This window comes from Paradevosia shaoguanensis, from assembly GCF_016801025.1.
Classification (GTDB): domain Bacteria; phylum Pseudomonadota; class Alphaproteobacteria; order Rhizobiales; family Devosiaceae; genus Paradevosia; species Paradevosia shaoguanensis.
In genome coordinates, this window is the sequence record NZ_CP068983.1 from 3,975,086 (window position 1) to 4,001,461 (window position 26,376).

At 65.0% G+C, this 26,376-nt stretch carries 27 protein-coding genes; 18 read left to right on the plus strand and 9 right to left on the minus strand.

Annotated elements, in window-relative coordinates; translation table 11 throughout:
• The first annotated feature begins 1 nt into the window (after position 1).
• The 3 genes from JNE37_RS19340 (at position 2) to JNE37_RS19350 (ending at position 2,475) form a co-directional block, all read left to right on the plus strand.
• Entirely contained in the window at positions 2-778 is a 777-nt protein-coding gene (locus tag JNE37_RS19340) for a TatD family hydrolase (protein ID WP_203064412.1), read from the plus strand.
• A gap of 1 nt (position 779) precedes the next feature.
• Positions 780-1,613 (plus strand): MBL fold metallo-hydrolase, encoded by an 834-nt coding sequence (locus JNE37_RS19345; RefSeq protein ID WP_203064413.1) that lies wholly within the window; start codon positions 780-782, stop codon positions 1,611-1,613.
• Between the two features lie 88 nt (positions 1,614-1,701).
• A complete protein-coding gene (locus JNE37_RS19350) occupies positions 1,702-2,475 on the plus strand; it encodes a glucose 1-dehydrogenase (protein WP_203064414.1) in 774 nt (257 codons plus the stop codon).
• A gap of 5 nt (positions 2,476-2,480) precedes the next feature.
• Here the strand turns inward: JNE37_RS19350 and JNE37_RS19355 are convergent, their stop codons facing one another.
• Positions 2,481-4,310 carry a heavy metal translocating P-type ATPase gene (locus JNE37_RS19355; protein WP_203064415.1) on the minus strand — a complete coding sequence of 610 codons (1,830 nt, stop codon included), beginning with the start codon at positions 4,308-4,310 and terminating at the stop codon, positions 2,481-2,483.
• A gap of 432 nt (positions 4,311-4,742) precedes the next feature.
• Here JNE37_RS19355 and JNE37_RS19360 point away from each other — a divergent pair, with 432 nt between their 5' ends.
• From JNE37_RS19360 to JNE37_RS19380, 5 genes are all read left to right on the plus strand, one after another.
• Positions 4,743-5,915, plus strand: a complete 1,173-nt coding sequence (locus JNE37_RS19360) for an ABC transporter substrate-binding protein (protein ID WP_203064416.1) — start codon at positions 4,743-4,745, stop codon at positions 5,913-5,915.
• Between the two features lie 61 nt (positions 5,916-5,976).
• Entirely contained in the window at positions 5,977-6,840 is an 864-nt protein-coding gene (locus tag JNE37_RS19365) for a branched-chain amino acid ABC transporter permease (protein WP_035093861.1), read from the plus strand.
• A complete protein-coding gene (locus tag JNE37_RS19370) occupies positions 6,837-7,850 on the plus strand; it encodes a branched-chain amino acid ABC transporter permease (protein ID WP_203064417.1) in 1,014 nt (337 codons plus the stop codon). Before JNE37_RS19365 ends, JNE37_RS19370 begins: the two co-directional genes overlap by 4 nt.
• The gene (locus tag JNE37_RS19375; protein ID WP_203064418.1) at positions 7,847-8,611 is read left to right on the plus strand and encodes an ABC transporter ATP-binding protein; all 765 of its coding nucleotides are present in this window, start codon (positions 7,847-7,849) and stop codon (positions 8,609-8,611) included. Before JNE37_RS19370 ends, JNE37_RS19375 begins: the two co-directional genes overlap by 4 nt.
• Positions 8,592-9,302, plus strand: a complete 711-nt coding sequence (locus JNE37_RS19380) for an ABC transporter ATP-binding protein (RefSeq protein WP_203064419.1) — start codon at positions 8,592-8,594, stop codon at positions 9,300-9,302. Before JNE37_RS19375 ends, JNE37_RS19380 begins: the two co-directional genes overlap by 20 nt.
• A 3-nt stretch (positions 9,303-9,305) precedes the next feature.
• Here the strand turns inward: JNE37_RS19380 and pcaQ are convergent, their stop codons facing one another.
• Positions 9,306-10,235, minus strand: a complete 930-nt coding sequence (pcaQ, locus tag JNE37_RS19385) for a pca operon transcription factor PcaQ (protein ID WP_246513372.1) — start codon at positions 10,233-10,235, stop codon at positions 9,306-9,308.
• Positions 10,236-10,444: 209 nt separating this feature from the next.
• Here pcaQ and pcaD point away from each other — a divergent pair, with 209 nt between their 5' ends.
• The 8 genes from pcaD (at position 10,445) to JNE37_RS19425 (ending at position 17,119) form a co-directional block, all read left to right on the plus strand.
• The gene (gene pcaD, locus JNE37_RS19390) at positions 10,445-11,239 is read left to right on the plus strand and encodes a 3-oxoadipate enol-lactonase (protein ID WP_203064421.1); all 795 of its coding nucleotides are present in this window, start codon (positions 10,445-10,447) and stop codon (positions 11,237-11,239) included.
• A complete protein-coding gene (gene pcaC, locus JNE37_RS19395; RefSeq protein ID WP_203064423.1) occupies positions 11,232-11,639 on the plus strand; it encodes a 4-carboxymuconolactone decarboxylase in 408 nt (135 codons plus the stop codon). The genes pcaD and pcaC overlap by 8 nt, the downstream gene beginning before the upstream one ends.
• Positions 11,636-12,385: a protocatechuate 3,4-dioxygenase subunit beta gene (pcaH, locus tag JNE37_RS19400; protein WP_203064425.1), complete on the plus strand. Its 750-nt coding sequence runs from the start codon at positions 11,636-11,638 to the stop codon at positions 12,383-12,385. Before pcaC ends, pcaH begins: the two co-directional genes overlap by 4 nt.
• Positions 12,385-13,008, plus strand: coding sequence for a protocatechuate 3,4-dioxygenase subunit alpha (pcaG, locus tag JNE37_RS19405; RefSeq protein ID WP_203064427.1), 624 nt, complete (start codon positions 12,385-12,387; stop codon positions 13,006-13,008). Before pcaH ends, pcaG begins: the two co-directional genes overlap by 1 nt.
• Positions 13,009-13,016: 8 nt before the next feature.
• Positions 13,017-13,868, plus strand: a complete 852-nt coding sequence (locus tag JNE37_RS19410; RefSeq protein WP_203064429.1) for a CoA transferase subunit A — start codon at positions 13,017-13,019, stop codon at positions 13,866-13,868.
• A gap of 157 nt (positions 13,869-14,025) precedes the next feature.
• A complete protein-coding gene (locus tag JNE37_RS19415; RefSeq protein ID WP_203064431.1) occupies positions 14,026-14,814 on the plus strand; it encodes a CoA-transferase subunit beta in 789 nt (262 codons plus the stop codon).
• Entirely contained in the window at positions 14,807-16,015 is a 1,209-nt protein-coding gene (gene pcaF, locus JNE37_RS19420; protein WP_203064433.1) for a 3-oxoadipyl-CoA thiolase, read from the plus strand. Before JNE37_RS19415 ends, pcaF begins: the two co-directional genes overlap by 8 nt.
• A 60-nt stretch (positions 16,016-16,075) precedes the next feature.
• On the plus strand, positions 16,076-17,119 hold the full coding sequence (locus JNE37_RS19425; RefSeq protein ID WP_203064435.1) for a 3-carboxy-cis,cis-muconate cycloisomerase: 1,044 nt from the start codon (positions 16,076-16,078) through the stop codon (positions 17,117-17,119).
• Here the strand turns inward: JNE37_RS19425 and pobA are convergent.
• The gene (pobA, locus tag JNE37_RS19430; RefSeq protein ID WP_203064437.1) at positions 17,116-18,285 is read right to left on the minus strand and encodes a 4-hydroxybenzoate 3-monooxygenase; all 1,170 of its coding nucleotides are present in this window, start codon (positions 18,283-18,285) and stop codon (positions 17,116-17,118) included. The two genes, JNE37_RS19425 and pobA, sit on opposite strands and share 4 nt — an antisense overlap.
• Positions 18,286-18,355: 70 nt before the next feature.
• Between pobA and JNE37_RS19435 the strand changes: the two genes are divergently transcribed.
• Positions 18,356-19,273 (plus strand): helix-turn-helix domain-containing protein, encoded by a 918-nt coding sequence (locus JNE37_RS19435; protein ID WP_246513374.1) that lies wholly within the window; start codon positions 18,356-18,358, stop codon positions 19,271-19,273.
• Here the strand turns inward: JNE37_RS19435 and JNE37_RS19440 are convergent.
• The 6 genes from JNE37_RS19440 to JNE37_RS19465 form a co-directional block, all read right to left on the minus strand.
• Positions 19,270-20,721, minus strand: a complete 1,452-nt coding sequence (locus JNE37_RS19440; RefSeq protein WP_203064439.1) for an aldehyde dehydrogenase — start codon at positions 20,719-20,721, stop codon at positions 19,270-19,272. The two genes, JNE37_RS19435 and JNE37_RS19440, sit on opposite strands and share 4 nt — an antisense overlap.
• On the minus strand, positions 20,718-21,461 hold the full coding sequence (locus tag JNE37_RS19445) for an ABC transporter ATP-binding protein (RefSeq protein ID WP_203064441.1): 744 nt from the start codon (positions 21,459-21,461) through the stop codon (positions 20,718-20,720). The genes JNE37_RS19440 and JNE37_RS19445 overlap by 4 nt, the downstream gene beginning before the upstream one ends.
• Complete coding sequence (locus tag JNE37_RS19450) at positions 21,454-22,182, minus strand: ABC transporter ATP-binding protein (RefSeq protein WP_203064443.1); 729 nt, start codon at positions 22,180-22,182, stop codon at positions 21,454-21,456. The genes JNE37_RS19445 and JNE37_RS19450 overlap by 8 nt, the downstream gene beginning before the upstream one ends.
• Entirely contained in the window at positions 22,179-23,120 is a 942-nt protein-coding gene (locus JNE37_RS19455; protein WP_203064446.1) for a branched-chain amino acid ABC transporter permease, read from the minus strand. Before JNE37_RS19455 ends, JNE37_RS19450 begins: the two co-directional genes overlap by 4 nt.
• Positions 23,117-23,989, minus strand: coding sequence for a branched-chain amino acid ABC transporter permease (locus JNE37_RS19460; protein ID WP_203064448.1), 873 nt, complete (start codon positions 23,987-23,989; stop codon positions 23,117-23,119). Before JNE37_RS19460 ends, JNE37_RS19455 begins: the two co-directional genes overlap by 4 nt.
• A 72-nt stretch (positions 23,990-24,061) precedes the next feature.
• Positions 24,062-25,297 carry an amino acid ABC transporter substrate-binding protein gene (locus JNE37_RS19465; protein WP_203064450.1) on the minus strand — a complete coding sequence of 412 codons (1,236 nt, stop codon included), beginning with the start codon at positions 25,295-25,297 and terminating at the stop codon, positions 24,062-24,064.
• 185 nt (positions 25,298-25,482) lie between these two features.
• Here JNE37_RS19465 and JNE37_RS19470 point away from each other — a divergent pair, with 185 nt between their 5' ends.
• Complete coding sequence (locus tag JNE37_RS19470) at positions 25,483-26,352, plus strand: helix-turn-helix domain-containing protein (RefSeq protein WP_203064452.1); 870 nt, start codon at positions 25,483-25,485, stop codon at positions 26,350-26,352.
• Positions 26,353-26,376 lie beyond the last annotated feature (24 nt).

Below are 26,376 nucleotides of genomic sequence, written 5' to 3' on the forward strand. Positions count from 1 at the left end.
GATGCTGATCGACAGCCATTGCCACCTCGATTTCGAGGCTCTGGCCGCCGACCGGCCGGGCGTGCTTGCGCGCGCCCGCGCAGCCGGTGTCACCGGCATCGTCACGATCAGCACCTGGGTGGACAAGTTCGCCGAGATCTCCCGCATTGCCGAGGAGAACGAGGGCGTGTGGTGCTCGGTCGGCACGCATCCGCACAATGCCGACCGGGAGCTGCATATCCAGGTGGCGGAACTGGTTCGCTTGTCAGCGCACCCCAAATGCGTGGCGATCGGGGAAGCGGGGCTCGACTATTTCTACGACAATGCGCCGCGCGAGGCACAAGCCGAAGGCTTTCGGCGGCATATCGCGGCAGCGCGCGAGACGCAGTTGCCACTGGTGATCCATAGCCGGTCAGCTGATGAAGACATGGCGGCGATCCTCGAGGAGGAGACGGCGAAGGGGGCGTTCCCATTCGTGCTGCACTGCTTCTCGTCGGGAGCAGCTTTGGCACGCGCCGGGCTTGCCCTGGGCGGCTATCTGTCGTTTTCAGGCATCCTGACGTTCCGCAACGCCGAGGAAATCCGCGAGGTTGCTGCATTCGCGCCGGCTGACCGCATTCTCGTCGAGACCGATGCACCCTATCTCGCGCCGATCCCGCATCGCGGGCAATCGAACGAGCCGAGCTTCGTGCGGTTTACCGCTGAGAAGCTGGCGGAGGTTCGCGGCGTGAACCTGACCGAGATTGCCGAGCAGACCACGCGCAACTTCGCCCGTCTGTTCTCCAAGACGGGCCTCTGACATGCCGGCTGCCCAACGCATCGTCGCCACGATCCTGGGCTGCGGCTCCTCGGGCGGGGTGCCGCGCGTTGGCAATGGCTGGGGCGATTGCGACCCGGCCAATCCGCGAAACCGCCGACGGCGCTGCTCGCTGCTGATCGAGGGCTTTTCGGACGTTTCGGATACGCCGACCCGCGTCATTGTGGATACAGGCTGCGACCTGCGCGAGCAGCTTCTCGATGCGGAAGTCGATCGGGTCGATGCGGTGTTCTACACGCATGAGCATGCCGACCATACGCATGGCATCGATGACCTTCGGGTGCTGGCGCTGAACAGCATGAAGCGCGTAGACGTCTATTATTCGGCGGTCACAGGAGCGCGGTTGCATGAGGCGTTCCGCTATTGCTTCGTGACGGCGGAGGGGAGCGGGTATCCGCCGATCCTCAATGGGCACGTCATCGCGCCGGAGCAGGAAGTCACCATCGATGGGCCGGGCGGCTCGATAACCGTCCGTGCCTTTGATCAGGAGCATGGAGATATCCGGTCGCTCGGTTTTCGCGTGGGCGGCTTTGCCTATTCCTGCGATCTTTCGGGCATTCCGCAGCAGTCGCTCGCGGCAGTGTCTGGGCTGGACGTCTGGGTTATCGACGCGCTGCGGCCGACGCCGCATCCGAGCCACCTGAGCCTACCGGAATCCCTCGACCTCATCGATCGGCTGAAGCCGCGCCATGCGGTGCTGACCAATCTTCACGTCGACATGGACTATGCGACGGTCGAGCGGATTACGCCGCACAATGTCGTGGCGGCTTATGACGGGCTGCGGATCGACGTGACGACCGGATCGATCCTGCGCTAGTTCGCGACATGTCCCGACACGACGCCTGGTGCTAGGCTGGCTTAGCGATGGAAACATCGCTGGAGCAACCGATCCGGGAGTTCGACAGATGAATCGTCTGCAAGGCAAAGTCGCTGTGGTTACGGGCGCCGCGCTGGGCATTGGCGCAGCGGTGGCGCGCAAGCTGGTGGAGGAGGGCGCTTCCGTGCTCCTCACCGACCTCAAGGAAAGCGAGGGCATGAGCCTCGCCGCCGAGCTGGGCGGCTCGGCGATCTTCCTGCGACATGACGTAACGCAGGAAGAGCAGTGGGAAGCGGTGATGGGCCAGGCGCTCGACCGGTTCGGCCATGTCGACGTGTTGGTCAACAATGCCGGCGTCGGCTTCGGCAGTGCGCCGGAGGACCAGACGCTCGACGATTGGCACAAGCTGATGCGCGTCAATCTGGATGCTGTTTTCCTCGGCACGAAGCACGCCATCCGAGCGATGAAGAAGGCCAAGCCGGCAGGTGCGGGCGGCTCGATCATCAACATGTCCTCGATCGAGGGGTTGGTCGGCGATCCGACGCTCGGCGCCTACAATGCTTCCAAGGGCGGAGTGCGGCTCTATACGAAATCGGTCGCGCTCTATTGCGCGCAGAACAGGCTCGGGATTCGGGTCAATTCGGTGCATCCCGGCTATATCCTGACTCCGATGGTGGAGAACGCCATTGCCGCCGCACCTGATCCCGACGCGATGCGGCAGCATCTGGTGGGCCTGCATCCCGTGGGGCATCTAGGTGAGCCGGATGATATCGCCTGGGGCGTGGTTTATCTCGCCTCGGACGAGTCCAAGTTCGTCACCGGCTCGGAACTGGTGATCGATGGTGGCTACACCGCGCAATAGGCAACCTAGCGCAAGGCGCGCAGGGCGTTGAAGATCACGATGATGTCGATGGCCTCCTGGAGCAGGGCACCCTGCACGGGAGGCAGGTAGCCCAGCGCCGCTGCGATCATGCCGGCGAAGGAGAGACCGAGACCGACGAAAACGCTCTGCTTGGCGATGCCCAGCGATCGGTGTGCGATCTTGAGTGCTTCGACCAGTGGGCTGAGCTTGTCGACCAGCAGCACGAGGCCGGCTGCCTCCGAGGATGCGGCCGTGCCGCGGGCACCCATGGCGACGCCGACATCGGCGGCAGCCAAGGCCGGGGCGTCGTTGACGCCGTCGCCGACCATGAGCACGGGGCCATGCTCGCGCTCGGCGGAAACGACGGCGACCTTCTGGTCCGGCGTGAGGTCACCCCGGGCATCGTCCAGATGCAGTTCTCGGCGAAACTCGTCAACGACGTCCTGACGATCGCCGGAGGCGAGGGTGATGCGTTTGATGCCCGCCTGTCGGAGGCTGTCGAGGAGGGATTGTGCGTCGTCCCGCATCGGGTCGGCCATGACGATGATGCCGGCTACGGCGCCATCCACCGCCACGGCGACCACGGCCTGGCCGGGCTTGAGGCCATCGCGGAAGGTGGCGGGATCGCCGCTGGCGCTTTTGGAGCGGACATAGCCGCTGCCACCGACGACGACGCGGTGGCCATCTATGACGCCCTCCAGTCCGGCTCCGGCGTCTTCGACGACCGAGGTCGGCAGGACGAGCTGGAGGCCACGGGCCTTCGCGGCCTCGATGAGGGAGGTTGCCATGACGTGCGTCGAGGCCTGGTCAAGCGAGGCGGCCAGGCGGAGCAGTTCGTCGGGTGCGCGGCCGGGTGCGGAGCGCACATCTTCGATTTCGGGATAACCACGGGTCAGCGTGCCGGTCTTGTCGAGTACGGCGGTGCGAACCTGGGCGAGCGCCTCAAGGACATCGCCGCCCTTGATCAAGGCGCCGATCCTGGCCGAACGCGACATGCCGGAGATGATGGCCACCGGGACGGCGATGATGAGCGGGCAGGGAGTCGCCACCACCAGAACGGCCACGGCACGGCGCGCGTCGCCGGAAAAATACCAGGCCGCGACCGCCAGCACGACCGTGACGATCAGGAACACCATGGCGTAGCGATCGGCGAGGCGGGTCATCGGCGCCTTGCTTTCCTGTGCCGACTGGACCAGGCGGACTATGGCAGCGTAGGTGCTTTCGGAGGCCGGACGGGTGGCGACCATGTCGAAGGTCGGGCCGGTATTGGTGCTGCCGCTGAGGGCTTCCTCATCGACCTGCCGCTGGACGGGCAGGGGTTCGCCGGTGAGCGCGGATTGATCGAGGACGGCTACGCCTTGTGACACCTTGCCGTCTACAGGGAGCACCTCGCCATGACGGATCATCAGCCGGTCGCCGGGTTGGAGGGCTGCAATGGGTGTTTCGACCAGGCCGCCATCCTGGTAGCGCATGGCGCTATGGGAGACGCGGCCGATGAGAGCTGTCATCTCGCGACGCGCACGGCCAGAGGCGAAGTCTTCGAGCAATTGCCCGCCGGCATACATGAGCGCCACGACATTGGCCGCCAGGCTTTCTCCGATGAGGAGGGCCGACACCATCGACAGGGCAGCCACGACATCGAGGCCGACATCGCCCGCACGCAACGAACGCCATATCTGCAGCAGGAGCGCCAGCAGGACGGGAAGCGTGGCGACCGACCAGATGATACGTGGCAGCTCTGGCGATATCAGATTGGCGGCAAAACCGGCGGCGATGCCCAGCGCGGCGATGGCGACGAGAATTTGGCTGGAGTGATTTCGCAACACAGCAAACATGCGCAGGAATCCCATTGGCTTATGCCATAGTGTGGGGCAGGCTTCGCGCTGTCCAGCGTGACCGTCGGTTAGTGGAGGCTCGGGAAGTGGCTCTCAATCGCGAGTGGCACCTTGCGCATCGCATGCCGCCGAATGCTACGCTTGACCAGCGGATAGACTGGCATCTCGAACATGCCCGCGAATGCGGTTGCCGGGAGCTTCCGGCCAGCGTCGTGAAGGCGCTAAAGGCGCGCGGCATAGCCATGCCGGTACGCAAGAGCACATAGCCTGAGGGTTATACATTGGGGCGGGCTTTTCATTTTATCGAGAGCTAGGCCTACGGCAGATTGAAGCTCGGCAAGGCGCGCCAGATCAAGGCGCCCGCATATGCTCGCCTTCACGCATAACCAAACACATCGTGCTATGAGCGCGAAGCCAAGGCAGGAGGATTCTATGAAGACGTTTTTCGTTGCGGCACTCGCAACTGCGCTGCTGACCGGCACCGCACTTGCCGATACCATCAAAGTCGGCGTGATCGGGCCGTTCTCGGGTCCGTTCGCCCTGCAGGGCAAGAATTTCCAGGCCGGTATCCAGACCTACCAGGCGCTCAACGGCGATAGCGTCGGCGACCACAAGGTCGAGATCGTCTACCGCGACCTGCCGCAGGCCGATCCCGCCCAGTCGGCCGCGCTTGCCCAGGAGCTCGTGGTCAAGGAAGGCGTGCAGTACCTGGCTGGCTTCTATTTCACCCCCGACGCGATGGCCGCTGCACCGCTGCTCGAGCAGGCCAATGTGCCCATGGTGATCTTCAACGCCGCGACGTCGTCGATCGTCACCAAGAGTCCCTATGTGGTGCGGACCTCGTTCACGACCTGGCAGACTTCTGCCCCAATGGCCAAGGTGGCAAAGGCCAAGGGCATCGAGAAGGTCATCACGGTAGTTTCCGATTACGGCCCGGGCGTCGACGCGGAGACCGCGTTCAAGACCACGTTCGAGGGCGAGGGCGGCACGGTGGTCGAGACCATCCGCATGCCGCTTTCGACCAACGATTTCAGCCCCATCATGCAGCGCGTCAAGGATAGCGGTGCGCAGGCGGTGTTCGCGTTCCTGCCGTCGGGTCCCACCACGCTTGGCTTCGTCAAGTCGTACAACGAGAACGGGCTCAAGGATGCCGGCGTGACGTTGCTGGCGCCGGGCGACCTGACCCAGGAATCCGACCTGCCGGCGCTTGGCGATTCCGCGCTCGGGCTCCTCACCACCTTCCATTATGCGGTATCGCACGACTCGCCCGAGAACAAGGCGTTCGTGGAGGCCGCGGGTAAGGCGATCGGTAATCCGGCCGAACTGAGCTTTCCGGCGGTCGGCGCGTTCGATGGCATGCACGTCATCTACAAGATGATCGAGGCCACGGGCGGCAAGCAGGATGCCAAGGCGGCCGTGGACGCGGTCAAGGGCCTGGCCTGGACCAGCCCGCGCGGCCCGGTCGAGATCGATCCGGAGACCCGCCATATCACGCAGAACATCTACCTGCGCGAGGTCGAGAAGACGGCGGATGGCACGTATATCAACAAGGAAATCCAGACTTTCGAGACGCAGGGTGATCCGGGGCTGGCCGCCGCCAAGTAAGCTGCCTCGCGGCGAAGCACAGGGACGTCCGGATCGCCGGGCGTCCCCATAAGGAAAGCGCATGCAAACCGTACTCAGCATCGGCACGGACGCACTGGCTTACGGCATGGTGCTGTTCGTGATCTGCATCGGCCTGTCCGTGACGATGGGCCTGATGAAGGTCGTCAACCTGGCGCACGGCGCCTTCGCCATGATCGGCGGCTATATCGCCTCCTACGCAACCCGCGACATGGGGTTGCCTTATGGCGTGGCGGTGATGGCGGCGGTCGTAGGCACCATCATCATCGCCATTCCGCTCGAGCGGCTGCTCTATCGGCGCATCTATGGCGCGCCGCAACTGACGCAGGTGCTCATGACCATCGGGCTGACCTTCGCCATCATCGGCATCGCCAACTTCGTCTTCGGGCCGACCCTCAAGACCATTCCGCTGCCATCCGAGCTTTCAGGGCCGGTCAATATCGGCTTCCGCACCATCGCGGCACACAAGTTGTTCGTCATCGCCTGTGGCGTCGTCGTGGCGGGTGGCCTCTGGTTTCTCATCGAACGCACATCGTTCGGGGTGCGCCTGCGCGCCTCGGTGGATGACGCCGCAATGGCGGGGGCGCTCGGCGTGCGGACGGCGGCCATCTACGCCATCAGTTTTGCCGTCGCGGTGGGGCTCGCGGCGTTCGGCGGCGTGGTCGGCGCGGAGCTGCTGCCGATCGAGCCCTACTATGCCATGCGCTACATGGTGACGTTCCTGGTCGTCGTATCGGTGGGCGGGGCTGGGTCCATTCCGGGTGCACTCATCGCCTCGCTGCTGCTGGGCGCCATCGAGACGACGGGACGCTACCTCATGCCCGAGATGGGAGAGTTCTTCTTCTACCTGGCGGTGATCGTGATCGTCTGCATCTTCCCGCGCGGCCTCCTGGGGCGGGCGCAATGACCGACCTCGCCCAATCCGCTCCGGCCTCCATGGCCACGACGTCGAGTAGCCTCAAGCGCGATGCGCTGGCGATTGCCATCATCATCGCGGTCGCCGCAGTCGGCTTCTTTCTCTTTCCCAACAACCTGGCGCTGCTGAGCCGCATCGTGATCATGATGCTCATCGTGCTGTCGCTGGACCTGGTGACCGGGTATGGCGGCATCGCCACGCTGGGCCAGGCCGCGATCTCCGGCTCGGGCGCCTATGCAGCCGGTATCGCGGCGGCTCATTTCGGCATCATCGATCCGCTGGCCATGCTGGCTGTCGGCGCTGCCGGCGGGGCGTTGGCGGGGCTGGTTTCGAGCGTCATCATCCTTAGGGGTCACGGACTAGCGCAACTGGTGCTCTCCATCGCCATCGTGCAACTCGCCCACGAGGCGGCAAACAAGGCATCGGCATGGACCGGCGGCAGCGACGGTCTTTCTGGGATCGCGCCTTCTCCGGTCTTCGGCATGTTCCAGTTCGACCTCTGGGGCCGCACCACTTTCTTCCTGGCTGTAGCGCTGCTGATCGTTGTGTTCTTCCTCCTGCGCCTCATCATGCGCTCGCCCTTCGGCATGTTGTGCCGGGCGATCAAGGAAGATCCGGTGCGTGTCCGCGCGATGGGGGCCGCAGTCAAGCCGACGCTCATCAAGCTCTACGTGCTGTCCGGCGCAGTGGCAGGGCTAGGCGGGGCGCTCCACGCCATCTCGACCCGCGTGGTCGGGCTCGACAGTGTCTCTTTCAACCTGTCGGCCGAGGCGCTGGTGATGTTGGTGCTGGGCGGCACGGGAAACCTCTTTGGAGCCATGATCGGCACGCTGGTCTTCGTCTGGTTCGAAGACCTCGTCTCCTCAATCAATCCCTTCCACTGGCTGACCATGGTCGGCGTGCTGCTCGTCGCCGTTGTGCTCTTTGCGCCGCGCGGCCTCACGGGTGCCGCGGAGGACATCTACAGGCGCCTGCGCCGTGATAGGGAGGCGGGCAAATGAACCCGGTATTTGCCGTCGAGCATCTCGAAAAGAACTTTGGCGGTCTGCGGGTCACCCAGGACGTTTCCCTTGCCATGGGGCAGGGTGATCGCATCGCTCTGATCGGCCCCAACGGCGCGGGCAAGACGACCTTCGTCAATCTCGTCACCAGCCAGATAAAGCCTGATGGAGGGCGGGTGCTGCTCGGGGGCGAGGACGTGACGCGCCTCAGCGCTACCCAGCGCGTCCGCAAGGGATTGGTCCGCACCTTCCAGGTGACGCGGCTCTTTTCCGAGATGACGCCCGAAGAGCATGTCGCACTCGCCCTGGTTCAGCGTGAGGGCAAGTCGGGGCGCCTCTTCGGCACCTATGCCGACATGCCGGTGGTCGTCTCGGAGACGCGGGATATCCTCGGCACGCTCGGCCTGCTCAAGGTGTCGCAGGAAAAGGTCCGCGAGATCGCATACGGGCAGCAGCGTCTCCTCGAGATTGCGCTTGCCATGGCCCTGCGTCCGAAGGTGCTGCTGCTTGACGAGCCGGCGGCGGGCGTGCCGCATTCCGATACCGTGCTGATCGAGAACGCGCTGGCGCAGTTGCCGCCAGAGCTGGCCGTGCTGATGATCGAGCACGACATGGATTTCGTCTTCCGTTTCGCCCAGCGCGTTGTCGTGCTGGCGGCGGGAGCCATCATATTCGACGGCACGCCCCAGGAGGTTACCGCTGACCCGCGCGTGCGCGAGGCTTATCTGGGGAGCTATGCCGATGCCCGCAGCGTCGCTTGAGGTCTCTGGGCTGACCGCCGGCTACGGGCCGACGCGGATCCTCGAGGATGTGTCGTTCTCGATTCCCGCCGGCAGGCGCGTCGCCGTGCTCGGACGCAACGGCGTCGGCAAGTCGACTCTCTTCGCCACCATCGCCGGCCAGACCCGACGCTATGGTGGCCGCATCGCCCTCGGCGGGGCCGACCTGACCGAGCTGCCAGGCTCGGGGCGGGCGGTCAAGGGATTGGGCTATGTCCCCCAGACGCGCGCGATCTTCAAGTCGTTGACCGTCGAGGAAAACCTCCTCGTCGGCCTAAAGAACCGTCCGCGTTCTGGCGTCCGAGATGCCTATGACATGTTCCCGCGTCTCTTTGAGCGACGCAGGAACTTAGGTTCGCAACTCTCTGGTGGTGAACAACAAATGCTCACAACGGCTCGATCGATCCTCGGCCAGCCGTCAGTATTGTTGCTCGATGAGCCGCTGGAGGGGCTGGCCCCCGTCATCTGCGACGAACTCATGGCTGCGTTCGCCGCGCTCGCCGCAACCGGCGCCATGACCATCCTGATGATCGAGCAACGCATCCAGGCGGCGCTCGCCTTTGCCGAAGATGTGCTTGTCCTTGAACGCGGGCAGATCGCATGGACAGGCACGCCGGCACAGCTGGAGAGTAAGCCGGAAACGGTGGAGCGCCTGCTCGGTGTGGCCAACTAACGCCTAACGGCGCTCGAAGCCCGCTGCGACATCCCGGATGGACTGGATCAGCGCCTGGGCGGCGAACGACTGCGCGGTATCCGTCCGCGTCGTCAGTCCGACCGGACCGAGCGTTTCGGAGGTGTCGATGGGCAGCAGGGCCAGTTGTCCATCCGCAACGTCCTCGGCCACGACGCCTTCGGAAATGATCCAGACGGCATCCGAGAGCCGCGTAAAGCTTCGCCCAAACGCGTTGGAGACGGTCTCGATCTCGTCGCGCACATTGCTGACCCCATGCGCCAGCAGCAGGCGCTGCACGAAGGGGCGGATGACGGAATCCGGCGTGGGCATGAGCGTCTGGTAGGGCTCGATCATCGAAAGCTCGAACCGTGGCTCGGCGAGCAGCGGGTGGCCCGGCCGGACGACGAACACGACTTTTTCCGAATAAAGGTGCTCGAAAGCCAGGCCGGTCATGGCATCCGGATCGGCCATGCGGCCGATGACCAGGTCCACGTCGCCCATCCTTAGCAGCGACAGCAGATAGGCGTTGGGTCCGGTGATGATCCGCGTGGTTGCCGGCAGGTGCTGGTCGGTGAAGCGCTTCACCGACGGTGGCAGGATGCGCGCCGAGACGGTGGGCAAGGCACCGACCTTGACGATCTCCTGGGCCTGCGCGTTTCCCAGGCTGTCGATCCCCTGGCGAAGGGCGGTAAAGCTCGTGCTCGCGTAGCGCTGGAACACCTCGCCGGACGGGGTCAGGAAGAGATTGCGGCGGCTGCGGTCGAAGAGGGCCACGCCCACGATCTCCTCGAGCTCCTGGATGGTCTTGGAGGCCGCGGGCTGGCTCATGTTGAGGGCATCGGCCGCCTTCACCACGCTCTTTAGCCGCGCCACCTCCAGGAAGCACGCGATGTGCCGCAGTTTTACACGCGGATCGATGGGACGTTTGGCCAAGGCAAAATCCTGCGGTTATGTTTCGTTGCGGCGCAAAGCAGCCGCAAACCTTTGAGTTGCCGTATACAAGCGAGACAGCTTGTGGTTCGGAAGATGAACCGACATCCTACCATTCATATGCCACAGGTTATGAGTGACGGTGAACTAATCATTTTACTGCGTGCGTTTGAGCGCCTTAAATCCGGGGCGACCAAAGGCCGGACCGACTTATGATTTTCGCCAGGATCAACGGCATCAACATGCACCTGCGAGTTAGTGGGGTGGCTGACGGTCGCGCCGTGGTTCTCTCCAATTCGCTCGGCACTGACGCGCGGATATGGGACGCGGTCATCGAGCGGCTTTCGGATCGCTATCGCGTCATCTCTTATGACCAGCGCGGACACGGCCTCAGCGACGCACCCAGTGCCCCCTACAGGCTGGATGACCATGTTGCGGACCTCGAGGGGCTGGCGGACTTTCTCGGCCTCACCGAGTTCGCCGTTGCCGGAGTTTCTGTCGGCGGCCTCATCGCGCAGGGTTTTGCGCTGCGCAACGCCAATCGCCTCAAGGCTTTGGTCCTTTGCGACACTGCCGCCCGGATCGGCGACGACGCTACCTGGAACAGCCGCATTGCCGCCATTCGCGCCAACGGCATCGCCTCGATCAGCGATGCCATCATGGCGCGCTGGTTCGGGCCGCAATTCCGCGCCGAACATGCCGCCGACTATGCCGGATGGCGCAACATGCTCGAGCGTTCCCCTGTCGAAGGCTATATCGGCACCTGCGCCGCGCTCCGCGATGCGGACCTGCGCGGTCAGGTCGGCTTGATCGGCCTGCGCACGCTGGTGGTTGTCGGCGAGCACGACCAGTCGACGCCTCCCGAGGTGGTGCGAGCCACCGCGCAGCTCCTACCCAATACGCGGTTCGAGATCATGGCCGGGGTCGGGCACATTCCTTCCATCGAGCAGCCTGAAAGGCTGGTGGAGCTCATGCTCAACTACTTCCACGAGGTCGGCTATGTCTGACGAGAGCCCGAAATATCGGCAGGGTATGGTCACGCGCCGTTCGGTGCTCGGCGACGCGCATGTCGATGGCGCCCTGGCGCGCCAGACCGAGTTCGACGCCGACTTCCAGACGTTCATCACCGAGACGGCCTGGGGCGATCTCTGGTCGCGTCCCGGCATTTCGCGGCGCGAGCGCTCCATGCTCACCATAGCCTTGCTGGCCGCGCTGGGGCACGATGAGGAAGTGGCCATGCATGTGCGCGCCACGGCCAATACCGGCGCCAGTCCCGCCGATATCCGCGAAGCGCTCATGCATGTTGCCGTCTATGCCGGCGTGCCCGCCGCCAACCGCGCCTTCCGCATCGCGCGCGAGGAACTGGCCAAGGCCGGCCGGCTGACAAGGGAGGAGAGCGGAGCATGACCGACCCTGTGATTTTGCCGGGAGAGCAGGGCGCCTATTACCCGCGCGACCGCGACTGGCATCCGCCGGCCTTTACCGCCGACTACAAGAGCTCGATCCTGCGCTCGCCCAAGCACGCGCTGATCTCGATGGGCCAGACCGCCTCCGAGCTGGCCGGCCCGACCTTCGGCCACGTCAAGCTCGGCGCGCTCGATAACGACCTCATCCGCAATTACAGCCAGGATGGCACCGAGGCCATCGGCCAGCGCCTCATCGTCTATGGCCAGGTGCTCGACGAAAACGCCCGGCCAGTGCCGCATACGCTGGTCGAGTTCTGGCAGGCCAATGCCGGCGGCCGCTACCGCCACAAGCGCGAGGGGTATCTCGCGCCGCTCGATCCCAATTTCGGCGGTTGTGGACGCGCCATCACCGACGAGAACGGCTACTACCATTTCCGCACCATCAAGCCGGGCGCCTATCCCTGGCCGAACCGCGGCAATGACTGGCGGCCGGCCCATATCCACTTTTCCATCTTCGGCCACGCCTTCACGCAGCGCCTCATCACCCAGATGTATTTCGAGGGCGATCCGATGATCTGGCAGTGCCCGATCGTGGGTGGCGTGCCCAATCCAGAAGGCATCGAGCAACTCACCGCCCGGCTAGACCGCCACAACACGACGCCGATGGACGCCTTGGCCTATCGCTTCGACATCGTGCTACGCGGTCGCCGTTCCACGCTCTTCGAGAACAAGCTGGAGGGCAATTGATGCTCAACCGCATTGCACCCCTCAAGGAAACGCCGTCCCAGACCGGTGGCCCCTACGTCCATATCGGCCTCGTCCCGAGCTTTTCCGAACTCCATGTCTTCCAGGACGGCGACCTCGGCGCCACCATGCTTACGCCTGAAACCAAAGGCGAGCGCATCGTGGTCACCACCAACGTCTATGACGGCAGCGGCTTGCCGCTGATCGACGCCGTGGTGGAAGTCTGGCAGGCCGATGCGGACGGCTTGCACGTCGCCGCCATGTCGCCTCGGTCTAATTCCGCGCCGGCTTTCACCGGCTGGGGTCGGCAGGCCACGGATACCTCGGGGCAGGTTAGGTTCGAGACGATCAAGCCGGGCAGGGTGTCCGGCCCCGACGGCAAGCCGATGGCGCCGCATCTCACCCTCTGGATCGCGGCGCGCGGCATCAATACCGGGCTGCACACGCGTCTCTATTTCGATGACGAGCGCGACGCCAATGCGGGCGACTTCGTCCTCAACCGCATCATGGACCCGCGCCGCCGCCAGACGCTCATCGCCGCCCGCGATACGCAAGGTGGCATGCCGCACTACCACCTCAATATTCGCCTGCAGGGCGATGATGAAACTGTGTTTTTCGATATCTAGGTTTTGAGATGACCCAGTTCCTGAGCCTCGCCGACGCGGTGGGGCAGAACCTCAAGCATAGCGACATAGTTGCCTTCGAGGGGTTCACGCACCTCATCCCCGTCGCAGCCGCCCACGAGGCGATCCGGCAAGGCATCAAGGACCTGACGCTGCTGCGCATGACGCCGGACATTGTCTATGACCAGATGATCGGCATGGGTCTGGCCCGAAAGGTGATCTTCTCCTATGCCGGCAATCCCGGCGTGGGGCTGCTGCGCCGCATGCGCGACGCCATCGAGAACCAGTTCCCCCGCGCCATCGAAACCGTCGAGCACTCCCATTCCGCGATGGCCCAGGCCTACGAAGCCGGCGCGGCAGGCCTGCCGCTCGCGGTCTTCCGTGGCTACAAGGGCGCCGATCTGCCCAAGGTCAATCCCGAGATCAAGTCCATCACCTGTCCCTTCACCGGCGAGGAACTCGCCGCCGTGCCCGCGCACCGGCCCGACGTGACCTTCATCCACGCCCAGAAGGCCAACCGGAAGGGCGACGTGCTGATCGAGGGCATTATCGGCGTCCAGAAGGAAGCGGCGCTGGCCGCCCGGCGTGTCGTGGTGACGGTCGAGGAGGTGGTGCCGGACTTCAAGGGCCTGCACCCGAACCTGACGATCCTGCCGAACTGGACCATCGACGCCATCGCCGTGGTCCCCGGCGGCGCGCACCCCTCCTACACCCACGGCTATTACGAGCGCGACAACGCCACCTATCTCGAATGGGACAAGATCTCCGCCGACCGCGACCTCTTCGCCGGCTGGATGCGCGAGAACGTGCTGGAGGTGGGGCCGGAGGTGTTCGCGATGCGGGTCGAGGGGTTGAGGTCGTGATGACGCCGCGTCCGTGGATTCCCCCCACCCTCAATCCCTCCTCACAAGGGGGAGGGAGGCGATGGGGCACGACCGAGCCAGCGGGTCTCCCTCCCCCTTGTGGGGAGGGAACAAGGGTGGGGGTGAGCCCCAGCGATTTTAGCCAGGAATCTCCACAATGACCGAATTCACCGCCACCGAAATGATGACCATTGCCGCCGCCCGTGCGCTCAGCAATGACGACGTCTGCTTCGTCGGCATCGGCGCCCCGTCCGCCGCTTGCAACGTCGCGCGGCTTACCCACGCGCCCGACATCACCCTCATCTACGAAAGCGGTACCATCGGCACGGCGCCGGATGTGCTGCCGCTCTCCATCGGCGATGGCGAGCTGTGCGAGACGGCCGTAACCACCGTCGCCGTGCCCGAGATGTTCCGCTACTGGCTGCAGGGCGGTCGCATTTCCATCGGCTTTCTCGGCGCCGCCCAGCTCGACAAGTTCGGCAATATCAACACCACCGTCATCGGCGACTATTATCACCCCAAGGTGCGCCTGCCGGGCGGGGGCGGGGCACCGGAGATCGCCACCTCCTGCGGGGAGATCTACATCACTCTCAAGCAGGCCACGCGCTCGATGGTGGAGAAGATCGACTTCTTCACCTCCTACGGCCACGGCAACGGCTATGACGACCGCCAGAAGCTCGGCATCACCACCAAGGGGCCGACGCTGCTCATCACGGACCTGGCCATCTGGAAGCCGGACCCGGTGACCAAGGAATTCACAGTTGTCTCCATGCACAAGGGCGTCACCCGCGAAATGGTGCAGGAAACCTGCGGGTGGACGGTCAGGTTCGCCGACCATGTTGCCGAAACCCCGGAGCCGACCGCCCTCGAACTCACGACGTTGCGCGACCTCCAGGCCCGCACCGCGGCCGCCCATGGCGGCACCAGGGAGAAGGCCGATGCCTGAAGCCTTTATCTGCGCCTATCTGCGCACACCTATCGGCCGCTTCGGCGGCGCGTTGTCGCCGGTGCGTGCCGACGACCTCGGCGCCATTCCGCTCAAGGCGCTGATGGAGCGGCACGGCGGCGTCGATTGGGAGGCCATCGATGACGTGATCTTTGGCTGCGCCAACCAGGCCGGCGAGGACAATCGCAACGTCGCCCGCATGAGTTCGCTTCTTGCCGGCCTGCCGGTCGGCGTCTCCGGCACTACCATCAATCGCCTCTGCGGCTCGGGCATGGATGCCGTCATCACCGCCGCCCGCGCCATCCGGGCAGGCGAGGCTGATATCGTCATCGCCGGCGGCGTCGAATCCATGAGCCGCGCGCCCTTCGTGCTGCCGAAGGCGGACAGCGCCTTTTCGCGCAACGCGGAAATCTACGATACCACCATCGGCTGGCGCTTCATCAATCCGTTGATGAAATCGCAGTACGGTATTGATTCGATGCCGGAAACTGGCGAGAACGTCGCTGCAGACTTTGCAGTTTCCCGCGCCGATCAGGATGCTTTCGCCGCCCGCAGCCAGCAAAAGGCCGCGGCCGCCCAGGCGAGCGGGCGTCTCGCCCGGGAGATAGTTCCGGTAACGATCCCGAAGAAGAAAAGCGATCCCGTCATCGTCGACAAGGACGAGCACCCGCGCGGCGATACCACCGTCGAGGTGCTTGCCAAGCTCCCGACGCCGTTCAGGAAGGACGGCGGCACAGTGACTGCCGGCAACTCCTCGGGCGTCAACGATGGCGCCGCTTCGCTCATCATCGCGAGCGAGGAGGCGGCTCGCCGTCACGGCCTCACGCCCATCGCCCGCATCCTTGGTGGCGCTGCCGCCGGCGTGCCGCCGCGCGTCATGGGCATGGGGCCGGCGCCCGCGACCCGAAAACTCTGCGCCCGGCTCGGCCTCCGGCCGCAGGATTTCGATGTCATCGAACTCAACGAGGCCTTTGCCAGCCAGGGCATCGCCGTATTGCGCGGACTCGGCATCGCCGAGGACGCACCGCACGTAAACCCCAATGGCGGCGCCATCGCCCTCGGTCACCCCCTCGGCATGAGTGGCGCCCGCATTGCCGGAACCGCCGCCCTCGAGCTCTCGCTCACGGGCAGGAAGCTGGCATTGGCGACGATGTGCATCGGCGTCGGCCAGGGCATCGCCGTCGCGTTGGAGCGGGTATAGGCGTCATAGCTTGACGCCCTGACACCGCCCTCGCAAACTCCGGCCAACCGAGGATCATCCATGCCCAACCGCCTTCTCGACGCCCTGGTCGGCGACGCCGAACTTGCCGCGCTGTTCAGCGACGAGGCGGAAATCTCCGGCATCCTCGCCTTCGAGAATGCCCTGGCACAGGCTGAGGCAGATGTCGGGATGATCTCCGATGCTGCCGCCAGCGCGATTGCCGCCGCGTGCGATGGCTTCAAGCCGGATTATGCCGCGCTGGAGACGGGCATCGCCCGCGATGGCGTGGTGGTGCCCGAACTGGTCCGGCAGCTGCGGGAGGCCGTTGGCTCCGAGCACGGCAAATCCGTGCATTTCGGCGCAACCAGCCAGGACGCCATCGACACCAGCCTCGTTCTCCGGCTCGCCAAAGCCATGACCATCATCGAGGACCGGTTCGCGGCCCTCGGCCGATCGCTGCAGGATCTCACGAGCCGCTTCGGCAGCCTGCGGCTCATGGGGCACACCCGCATGCAGCAGGCGCTGCCGATCACCGTCGCCGCCAAGATCGGCAACTGGACCGAACCCTTGCAGCGCCAGCTCCGCGCGCTCGAAGGCATGCGCCGCAACCTGCTCGTCATCCAACTCGGCGGCGCCGTGGGAACGCGCGAAGCCTTCGGCGACAGAGCCGACGAGGTCGCGCGCCGGCTGGCAGACCACCTCGATCTCGGTTTCGCCACGCCCTGGCACACCCAGCGCGATCCGCTGGTCGATTTTGCCTCGGTGCTGTCGCTCATCACCGGCGCCTCCGGCAAGATCGGCGCCGACGTGGCGCTGCTGTCGCAGAACGAAGTCGGAGCCATCACCCTGGCTGGCGGCGGCGGGTCATCGGCGATGCCGCACAAGTCCAATCCGGTAAAAGCGGAAGTGCTGGTTACGCTGGCCCGGTTCAACGCCGGTCAGGTGGGAACGCTGCATCAGGCGCTCGTCCACGAATACGAACGCTCCGGCTCCGCCTGGACGCTCGAATGGATGGTGCTGCCGCAGATCGTCATCGCCACCGGCGCCGCGCTGCGATTGGCGAACGAACTCGTCGGCCAGATCACTTTCGACGCGCGGGCCTAGTCCAGCAGCCCGGTGTAGTTCTCTGCCAGGCTTTGCTGCGCCACACGCGAGCCGACGAGGTAATCGAACTCGGCCCGCTGTATGCGTCTGCCGAAGGCGCCTGTCTCCGGGAAGACGTGGAGCAGCGAGGTCATCCACCAAGAGAACCGTTCGGCCTTCCATATCCGCTTGAGCGCGGTCGCCGAATAGGCGTCGATTCCGGCCACTGACCGCTCGCCGTAGAATTCCACCAATGCCGCCCCGAGCACCCGTACATCGCTCAGGGCGAGGTTAAGGCCCTTGGCGCCAGTCGGAGGGACGATATGGGCGGTGTCTCCGGCTAGGAAGAGGCGCCCGAAGCGCAGCGGCTCGGCGACGAAGCTGCGCAGCGGCGCAATCGACTTCTCTATGGAAACGCCCGTCCTGAGCGCCGCCGCGGTCTGAGGATTGAGCCGCGCCCGCAACTCGTCCCAGAAGCGGTCGTCCGACCATGCCTCGACCCGCTCGGCCGCCGGCACCTGCACGTAATAACGCGACCGGGTCGGAGAGCGCATCGAACAAAGGGCAAAGCCCCGCTCGTGGTGCGCGTAGATCAGTTTCTCTGCCACGGGAGGCCGGTCGACGAGCACGCCCAGCCATCCGAACGGATAGACCCGCTCGAAAGTCTCGAGCGCGCCCAAAGGCACACTGGCGCGCGATATGCCGTGATAGCCGTCGCACCCGGCGATGAAATCACAATCGATCCGATGGGTAACGCCATCCTTGCGATATTCTATCCGTGGATGCTCGCCGTCGAAATCGAGGAGCCCGACGTCTTCCGCTTCATAGACGGTCCGCGCGCCCGATGCGGCGCGCGCATCCATCAGGTCGTGCGTCACTTCGGTCTGGCCATAGACCATGACGTGGCGGCCGATGAGGTGCTGGAAGTCAAGGCGATGGGGATCGCCGTCAAAGCTCAGCTCCACCCCATGATGCACAAGGCCTTCGCGGTGCATGCGCTGGCCGATGCCCACCTCGTCCATGAGTTCGATCGAGCCCTGTTCGAGTACGCCGGCCCGGACCCGCCCCAGGACATAGTGGGCGCTGCGGCGTTCCAGAATGATCGCATCGATCCCGGCGCGCTCGAGAATGCGGCCAAGCATCAAGCCCGCCGGTCCGGCGCCGACAATCGCAACTTGCGTTCGCATAACCCCTCCGAATTCGCATGAAATCTTATCGATCGGATGGGGTTCTCCAATGGACAGAGGCGGCAAAGAGATGGACAATTCGAACATGAGTTCGATCCCGATCTATGCGCTCTACGGCGAGGAGACCCAAGATCAGTCACAGGACTGGCTGCATTGGGAGACTGTGCTCTCGCGCTCCAGGTTGTATGATTTCCGCATAGCGCCGCACCGGCACGAGCAATTCTTCCAGATCATCCACATCACTGCCGGAACCGCCGTCGCCACCATCGACAACGAGACGTTTTCGCTCGGTCCGGGCTCCGCCATCTGCATTCCGGCGCTTACGGTCCACGGCTACGAATTCTCGCCCGATATCGTTGGCGTGGTCCTGACGCTCTTTGAACGCGACGTGCGAAGTATCCTCGCGCAAGCGCCTGAAATAGCGGAAGCTTTTCGTGTGCCGCGCGTGATCCGCGGTAGCCGGGAAGTCGGGCGGGCTGTCGACGAGCTGATCGCGGAGGCCAGCCGCCGCGAACCGGGCAGGGCGGCGACGATGCCGGCCCGCATCGGCCTGCTGCTGGTCGCCATCCATCGCGCCGAGGTTGCAACGGCCCATCGGGCGCAGGCCAGCGCCAGCCGTGCCGTCCATCATGTCCAGGCATTTCAGGAACTGGCCGATACCGAATTCGCCAACGCGCGGCCGATGGCCTTCTACGCGGGAGCGCTCGGGATCACGCCGACCCATCTCAACCGGGTCTGCCGGCAGGTTCTGGGCGCCTCTGCGCTCAGCGTGATCGAGCGCCGCGTGGCCCTCGAGGCCAAGCGCTACCTGATGTTCTCATCGCTGAGCGTCAAGGAGATCGCGCTGCTGCTGGGGTACCAGGACCCGGCCTATTTCAACCGGTTCTTCGCCAGGCAAGTCGGGATGGCGCCGGGTGTGTTCCGAAAGTCCGTTCGAACTGGGGAGGAGGGTGCGGTGCCGCTCCTCCCCACTGGCCGCCCCGGCTAGAACGGGTAGTGGATCGGGCCGTCCTGGACGGTGATCCAACGGAGTTCGGTGAACTCGGCGATGCCCGCCTTGCCGCCGAACCGGCCATAGCCAGATGCCTTGACGCCCCCGAAAGGCATCTGGGCTTCGTCGTGGACCGTCGGTCCATTGATGTGGCAGATGCCGGCCTCGATCCGGCTGGCAACGCCCATGGCGCGCGTCACGTCGCGACCGAACACCGCCGAGGCAAGGCCGTATTCCGTGTCGTTGGCGACGCGCACCGCCTCGTCGATCGAGCCGACGCGGATGACGACAACCAGCGGCCCGAAGGATTCCTCGCGATAGAGGCGCATGCCGGAGGTGACGTTGTCGATCACCGTGGCTTCCATGATCGTGCCGTCGATGTGGCCGCCGGCCGAGAGCTTGGCGCCCTTGGCCACGGCGTCCTTCACCAGCCCATCGATACGCTGGGCAGCGGTTGGGTCGACAAGGCAGCCCAGCGGCGTATTGCCGTTGCGCGGATCGCCCGCCTTGAGCGTCGAGGCCTTGGCGGCGAGGGCCGCCACGAAGCGGTCGGCGATCTTGTCGTCGATGACGATGCGCTCGGTCGACATGCAGATCTGGCCTTGGTTCATGAAAGCGCCGAAGGCGGCGGCATCGACGGCGGCGTCGATATCGGCGTCATCGAGGACGACCATCGGCGCCTTGCCGCCCAGTTCGAGCAGGGCCAGCTTGAGATTGCGCGCGGCAGTCTCGGCGATCACCTTGCCGACGCGGGTGGAGCCGGTGAAGTTCACCCGCCGAACGGCCGGATGGCCGATGAGCGCGGCGACGAGTTCGGGCGCATCCTCGGGGGCGTTGGAGACGACGTTGAGAACGCCCGGCGGCATGCCGGCCTCGTTGAGCGCGTCGGCGATCAGGCGATGCGTCCGCGGGCAGATTTCGCTCGACTTGAAGACCACGGTATTGCCGCAGGCAAGAGGCGTGGCGAGGGAGCGGACGCCGAGGATGACCGGGGCGTTCCAGGGCGCAATCGAGAGTACGACGCCGGCCGGCTGGCGCACGGCCATGGCGGTGGAGCCGGGGCGATTGGAGGGGATGATCTCGCCTGTGATCTGCGTCGTGAGCGCGGCGGCCTCGCGCAGCATATCGGCGGCGAGATGGACGTTGAAATGCGCCCAGCCGGCGGTGGCGCCTGTTTCTGCGCCCATGGCCTCGATGAAGGCATCGATCCGGGCTTCGAGAGCATCGCCGGCTGCCCAGAGAATCCTGCGGCGCTCGCCGGGCGAGGTGCGGGACCAGCCGGGGAAGGCCGCAGCCGCCGCGTCAGCGGCGCTCAGTGCGTCCTCGACCGTGGCGGCGGCAGCGCGGGTAGCCACTTCGCCCGAAATCGGGTTGTGCCGCTCGAAGACCGCCGCGCCGGTGGCGGGCGTCTCGACGTTGTTGATCAGCAAGCCCAAGTCGGTCATTGCGGTTCTCCATTCCTGGTATTGGTAGCGCCGGACCGGCCGAGGAAGGCGCGTTGCACGGCGGGGTCGTTCATGAGGTCGGCGGCCTTGCCCTGGCCGACGATGCGTCCGGCCTCGACCAGGTAGCCGCGATCGGCGACGGCAAGGCTCGCCTTGACGTTCTGCTCGACGATGAGAAGGCTTACGCCGGTTTTCTTGACTTCGGCCAGAGCGGCGAAAAGTTCGCCGGTGACGATGGGGGCTAGGCCCAGGCTCGGTTCATCGAGCATCAGCAAGTCGGGCTTGCTCATCAGCGCCCGGCCGATGGCGACCATCTGCTGTTCGCCGCCCGACATGGTGCGGGCGATCTGGCCAAGACGTTCGCGCAGGCGCGGAAAGAGCGACAGGACGAGATCGCGCGTCTGCCTCTCGCTGGCACGCGCCCGGCGGGCATAGGCGCCGAGTTCGAGGTTTTCGGCCACCGTCAGGTCGCCGAAAATGCCACGGCCTTCCGGCACCAGCGATATTCCGGCCTCGAGGAATTGATGGGCGCGCCGGCCGAGGAGCTGGGCGCCGTCGAGGACGACCGAAGCGCCCGGCGCCGGTTTGACGAGCCCGGCCAGAGCCTTGAGCAAGGAGGACTTTCCGGCGCCGTTGGCTCCAAGCACCACGACCGTTTCTCCGCTGGCCACATCGATGCTGGCGCGGTCGAGCGCCAGATGCTTGCCGTAGTAGATCGAGAGCAGGCCGGCCTCAAGCATGGAGGTCTCCCAGATAGGCGCGGACGACTTCGGGGTGGCGCAGCACCTCGTCGGTCGGGCCTTCGGCGATCCGGGTGCCGGTGTTCATCACGACGCACCGGTCGCAGAGCGCCCGCACGGCATCCATGACGTGCTCGACGAGGAGGATGGTCATGCCGCGATCTCGCAGGGAGAGAATGAGGTCGATACCGGCGCGCAGCTCGGTGGGGTTGAGGCCGGCCAGCCATTCATCGAGCAGCAGCAGGGCCGGTTCGGCGGCGAGGGCGCGGGCCAGTTCCATGCGCTTGAGGTCGATATAGGTGAGCCCGGCGGCCGGCTGGTCGGCGCGTCCGGCGAGGCCAACGGAACGGAGCAATTCCTCGATCTCGGGTTTGGCCGCCTCGCCCCAGATCGGGTGCCGGCGGAAGGCGAGGGCCGCCAGCACGTTCTCGCCGACGGTCAGGGACGGGAGCGCGCGGACGAGCTGGAAGGTTCGCGCCACGCCGCGATGGGCGATGCGGTTGGCGGGCAGGCCACCAATGCTCTCGCCCATGAGATCGATGGCGCCGCCATTGGGCTGGAGAAGCCCCGAAATCATGTTGAGCGCCGTCGTCTTGCCCGAGCCATTGGGGCCGAGCAGCCCGACGATCTCGCCTGAGGTCATGGTGAAGCTCAAGCCACTGACGGCGACCAGGCCGCCGAAGCGCTTGGTGACGTCCCTGAGTTCGAGAAGCGCGGTCATCGTGCCACCTCCCGGGTCAGGCCGCGCAGGCGGTTCAACAGGCCTTCACCGAAGGCGAGGACGCCGTTAGGGAGCAGGAAGACGATGGCGATGAAGAGCAGGCCCAGAATGATCGAGTAATGGTTCGGGAAGTTGGCCGAAAGCCATTCGAACAGCAGGAATAGCGGGATGGCGCCCAGAAGCGGGCCGACGAGCCGGTTGGGACCGCCGAGCAGGGCCATGATCACGGTGAGGAACGACACGGTGGGATTGAAGACGATCGAAGGCTCGATATAGGTCCAGCGTGGCGCCTGTATGGCGCCGGCCAGGGTCATGATCACCGCGCTGGCCGCGAAGAGCACGAGCTTGGTGCGGGTGATGTCGATGCCCAGGTGGCTGGCTGCGACGGGATCGTCGCCGATGACGCGCAGCGCCAGGCCGATGCGGGAGCGGCGCACCCACCAGGCCAGCACGAGCGTAGCGCCCCCCAGCGCCAGCAATTGCCAGAAGATGTGCTCCGGTCCCAGCGGCAGGAAGACGTAGCGGCCGAGCGTCTTGGTGACGTTGACCTCGTAATAGGTCACGAGCTGCCGCACCAGCTCGGTCAAACCGAAGGTGAAGACCACGAAATAGACGCCGGCCAGCCGCAGGGTCGCAAGCCCGACCAGGATGGCGAGCAGGGCGCCGATGATCGCGGCGACGACGAGGATCAGCGGGTAGGGTAGCACGTCGCCGAGAACGGCGACGGTGTAGGCGCCGACGCCGAAGAAGGCGACGGTGGCGAGCGAGACATAGCGCGTCGGACCCGAGAACATCGCCCATGCGGTAGCGAGGACGCCGTAGCTCAGGATGCCGATGAGGAGCCCGAGCGGGTAAGGACCGGCATAGAAGGGCGCGGCTGCCAGCAGCGCGAGGACGACGAGCCCGAGGAGGCCGAGCGAGAGGTTGCGAGCTGTCATGACGCGTTCCTGCCGAAGAGGCCGGAGGGGCGCAGGACGAGGACGGCGAGGAAGATGAGATAAGTGGCGGCCAGCGTCAGGCCTGGATCGATGAAGCTGGCCACCAGCGTTTCCACGACGCCCAGAATGAGACCTGCCGCCAGAGCGCCGGGGATATTGCCCACGCCGCCCATGATGACGACCACAAGCGCCTTCATGGTGAAGACTACGCCGGCGGTGGCGCTGAAGGTCAGGTACATCGAGATGATGACGCCGCCCGCCGCTGCCAGTGCGCCGCCAAGCGCGAAGGCGAAACGCGCGACCCGGTCGACGTCGATGCCGACGAGGGGCGCAGAGCCCGGCGCAACCGCGACGGCGCGGATGGCGGTGCCCCAGCGGGTGCGGGTCAGTAGCAGATAGAGACCGCCGCCGAGAAGAACGGCAAGCGCGAAGGCCAGAACGCGGTTGGCCGCGAGAGGCGTGCCGAGGATGTTGATAGGAACGGCTAGGAACGAATAGCTCATGAAGCCCGAGCCGAAGACCACCAGTGCAATCCCCTGAATGACGAAAAGCAGGCCGAAGGTCGCCAGGATCGAATCCACTTCCAGCCGGCCGCGATCGCCCGAGCGTCGGGCCAGCGGCTGCAGCATCAGCGCGTAGATGAGATAGCTCAGCACGAAGCCGGCGGGCACGATGATGAGCAGCCCCAGAAGCGGGTTGAGGCCGGCAAGGTTGAAGAGAACGAATGCACCGAAAGCAGCAGCGATGATCACGTCGCCATAGGCGAGGTTCATGATCCGGGCGACGCCATATTGCAGCGTCAGACCCATCGCGATGAGCGCATAGGTGCCGCCGAGCACGAGCCCGGTCAGCAAGGCGCTGAGTAGCATGAGAGCCTCATGTCGCGTCGAGTGAAACGGGGAGGCCGTAGCGAGCCGCCGCCTCCCATTCCTGGCCCTATGTCAGGCCGCCGTCCAATTCGGCTTGGGTACGATGGGTTCGCGCGCGCCTTCGCGCTCGGTATGGGACAGCCCCACGAACTTGCCATCCTGCCACTGGCCGACAGTCCAGAGCGACCAGAGCTGGTTATCCTTGAGCTTGAGCTTGCCCAGGATGGTGTCGAACTCGCCGGTGGATATCTCGCTGGCAACCGCGTCGCGATCGATATCGCCGACGCGCTCGATGGCCTGGTGAAGAATCTGCAGGCTCGAATACGTCACCGCGCTCGCCCAGGAATCTGGTGCTTCGCCAATGAGTTCAGTGTGTCGCTTGAAGTAAGCCTCGATATCCGGGCTATCCGGATCGATGCCGCCGATGCCCATGACATTGTTGTGGTTGGGTCCGGCGATCTTGGGATAGACCGGGAATGCCGTGCCGACGCCAAGGTAGAACACTTTTGGATTGAAATTGGCGACCACGGCCTGCTGGGTAATGGCGAACGTATCGGGCGGATAGGAGAAGGCCGCGAACGTGTCGGCGCCCAGGCCTGCGATTTCGTTCAGCAGCGGCGCGAAGTCGGAGGTGTCGAGCGGGTAGGACTTGTCATAGACGAGCTCGAACCCAGCATCCTTGAAGGCCGGCGTGGCCGCCTTGGAGAGGTCGATGCCGAAACCATCGGCCACGCTGATGATGGCGACCTTGTTGTTGATCTTGCCGGCATCGCGCTGCTTGACCAGAAGCTGGACCAGCGCATTGGCATAATCGTGCCCGCCACCCAGCAACCAGAAACTCTTCTTCCAGCGCTGGGCCACCTGCGGCGCCATGTCGGTGACGGCCGTAGCCGCAAGCTGCGGATAACCGAACTTGTCGAAGGAGGGGCCCGAGGCGAGGTTCGGTCCGGTGCCCCAGGTCGGCAGGATGAAATCGACCTTGTCCTGGGTCGCAAGCCGTTCGATGGCGCGTACGGTTTCCTCGGCGGAGGAGCGGTCGTCGTATTCGGTGACTTCGATCGGCAATTGCACGCCGAGCTTGGAGAGCTTGATGCCGCCGGCATCGTTCACGTCCTTCACCCACAGCAGATAGTTCGGGGTGGTCGTGATGCCCGCGCCGGCAGCGTTGGCGCCGGTTTTTGAAATGGCATAGCCGATGCGCACGGCCTTGCGATCCTGTGCAAAGGCGGGCAGGGACCTCAGCGCCGTGGCGGCAATCGCGCTGGCGCCAATTCCGCGCAGAATCGTCCTGCGTCCATACGTGGTCATGAGTTCCTCCTCCATGTGCCGGCCGAACCTTTTGTCCGGCCGCTCTCCTCAGGCCTGAAGCGCCGCTGCTGCCTTTTCGGCTGTCTGTGCACTTCTGCCTCTACCTTGACGGTAGCCAGGCTTTCCCTGGACCTGAATGGACAATCCGAAGAGAGAGTTGTACTTTTGAAGGCGGGAGGCTGCAGGTGAACCGTTCCGGCCTGGACATCGAGATCGAGCGCATCAACAGCGCGCTCTCGACAAGCGAATGGGATTTCGGCGCTACCCGCCAGATCGCCAGTGGACGGGCCTTCGTACTGGTGTCCGGAACCGGTGAATATGTTCTGGAACGTGCCAATTCCCCGATCGAAGCGCCTTGCGTGCTCTGGATACCGACCGGACTCGGCGGCAGCGTGCGGCTCAATGCCGGCGCGCGCGGCATCATGATGAGCGTCGCCGACGGCGTCCTTGGCCGCGTCGTCCCTGCGAGTTCGGTGGCCGGGTCGCTGCGCGAGGCGATCGACCGGCCGCTGCTCGGTGTGCGGGTCGAACCCAACGGCGCCCGCTCGCTCATGAAGGATTTCGAAGACCTGCAGGCCGAGAACGATGGCGACCTGCCGGGGCGCCGCGAGGCCATCATCAGCCGGCTCTCGCTCATCCTCATCGCGTTCTGGCGGCTGGGCAGCGCCGGCGCGAAACTGCCGCAGGCCTCGCCGCGTGTACTGGTGCAAGGCTTCATGCAGCAGGTCGAACTGCATGCCCGCGAACACTGGACGATTGCGGCCTATGCCAACGTGCTCGGCATCACCACCGACCGGCTGACGACAGCCATCCGGCGCGCCACCGGCTCGTCGCCGCTCGAGATCATCCACCAGCGGTTGCTCGATGACGCAGAGGCGCTTCTGGAGCATTCGAACCTGCAGGTCGCCGAGATCGCCGATACGCTCGGCTTCAAGGATGCGGGCTATTTCAACCGGTTCTTTGCCCGAACGAAAGGAAAGCCGCCGGGGCGATTTCGAAAAGACGTTATAGAAGCCAAGGGGATGGCCGATATTTCTTATTCGGCATGGCCGTAATCAAAGTGGTCACTGTCACACCGA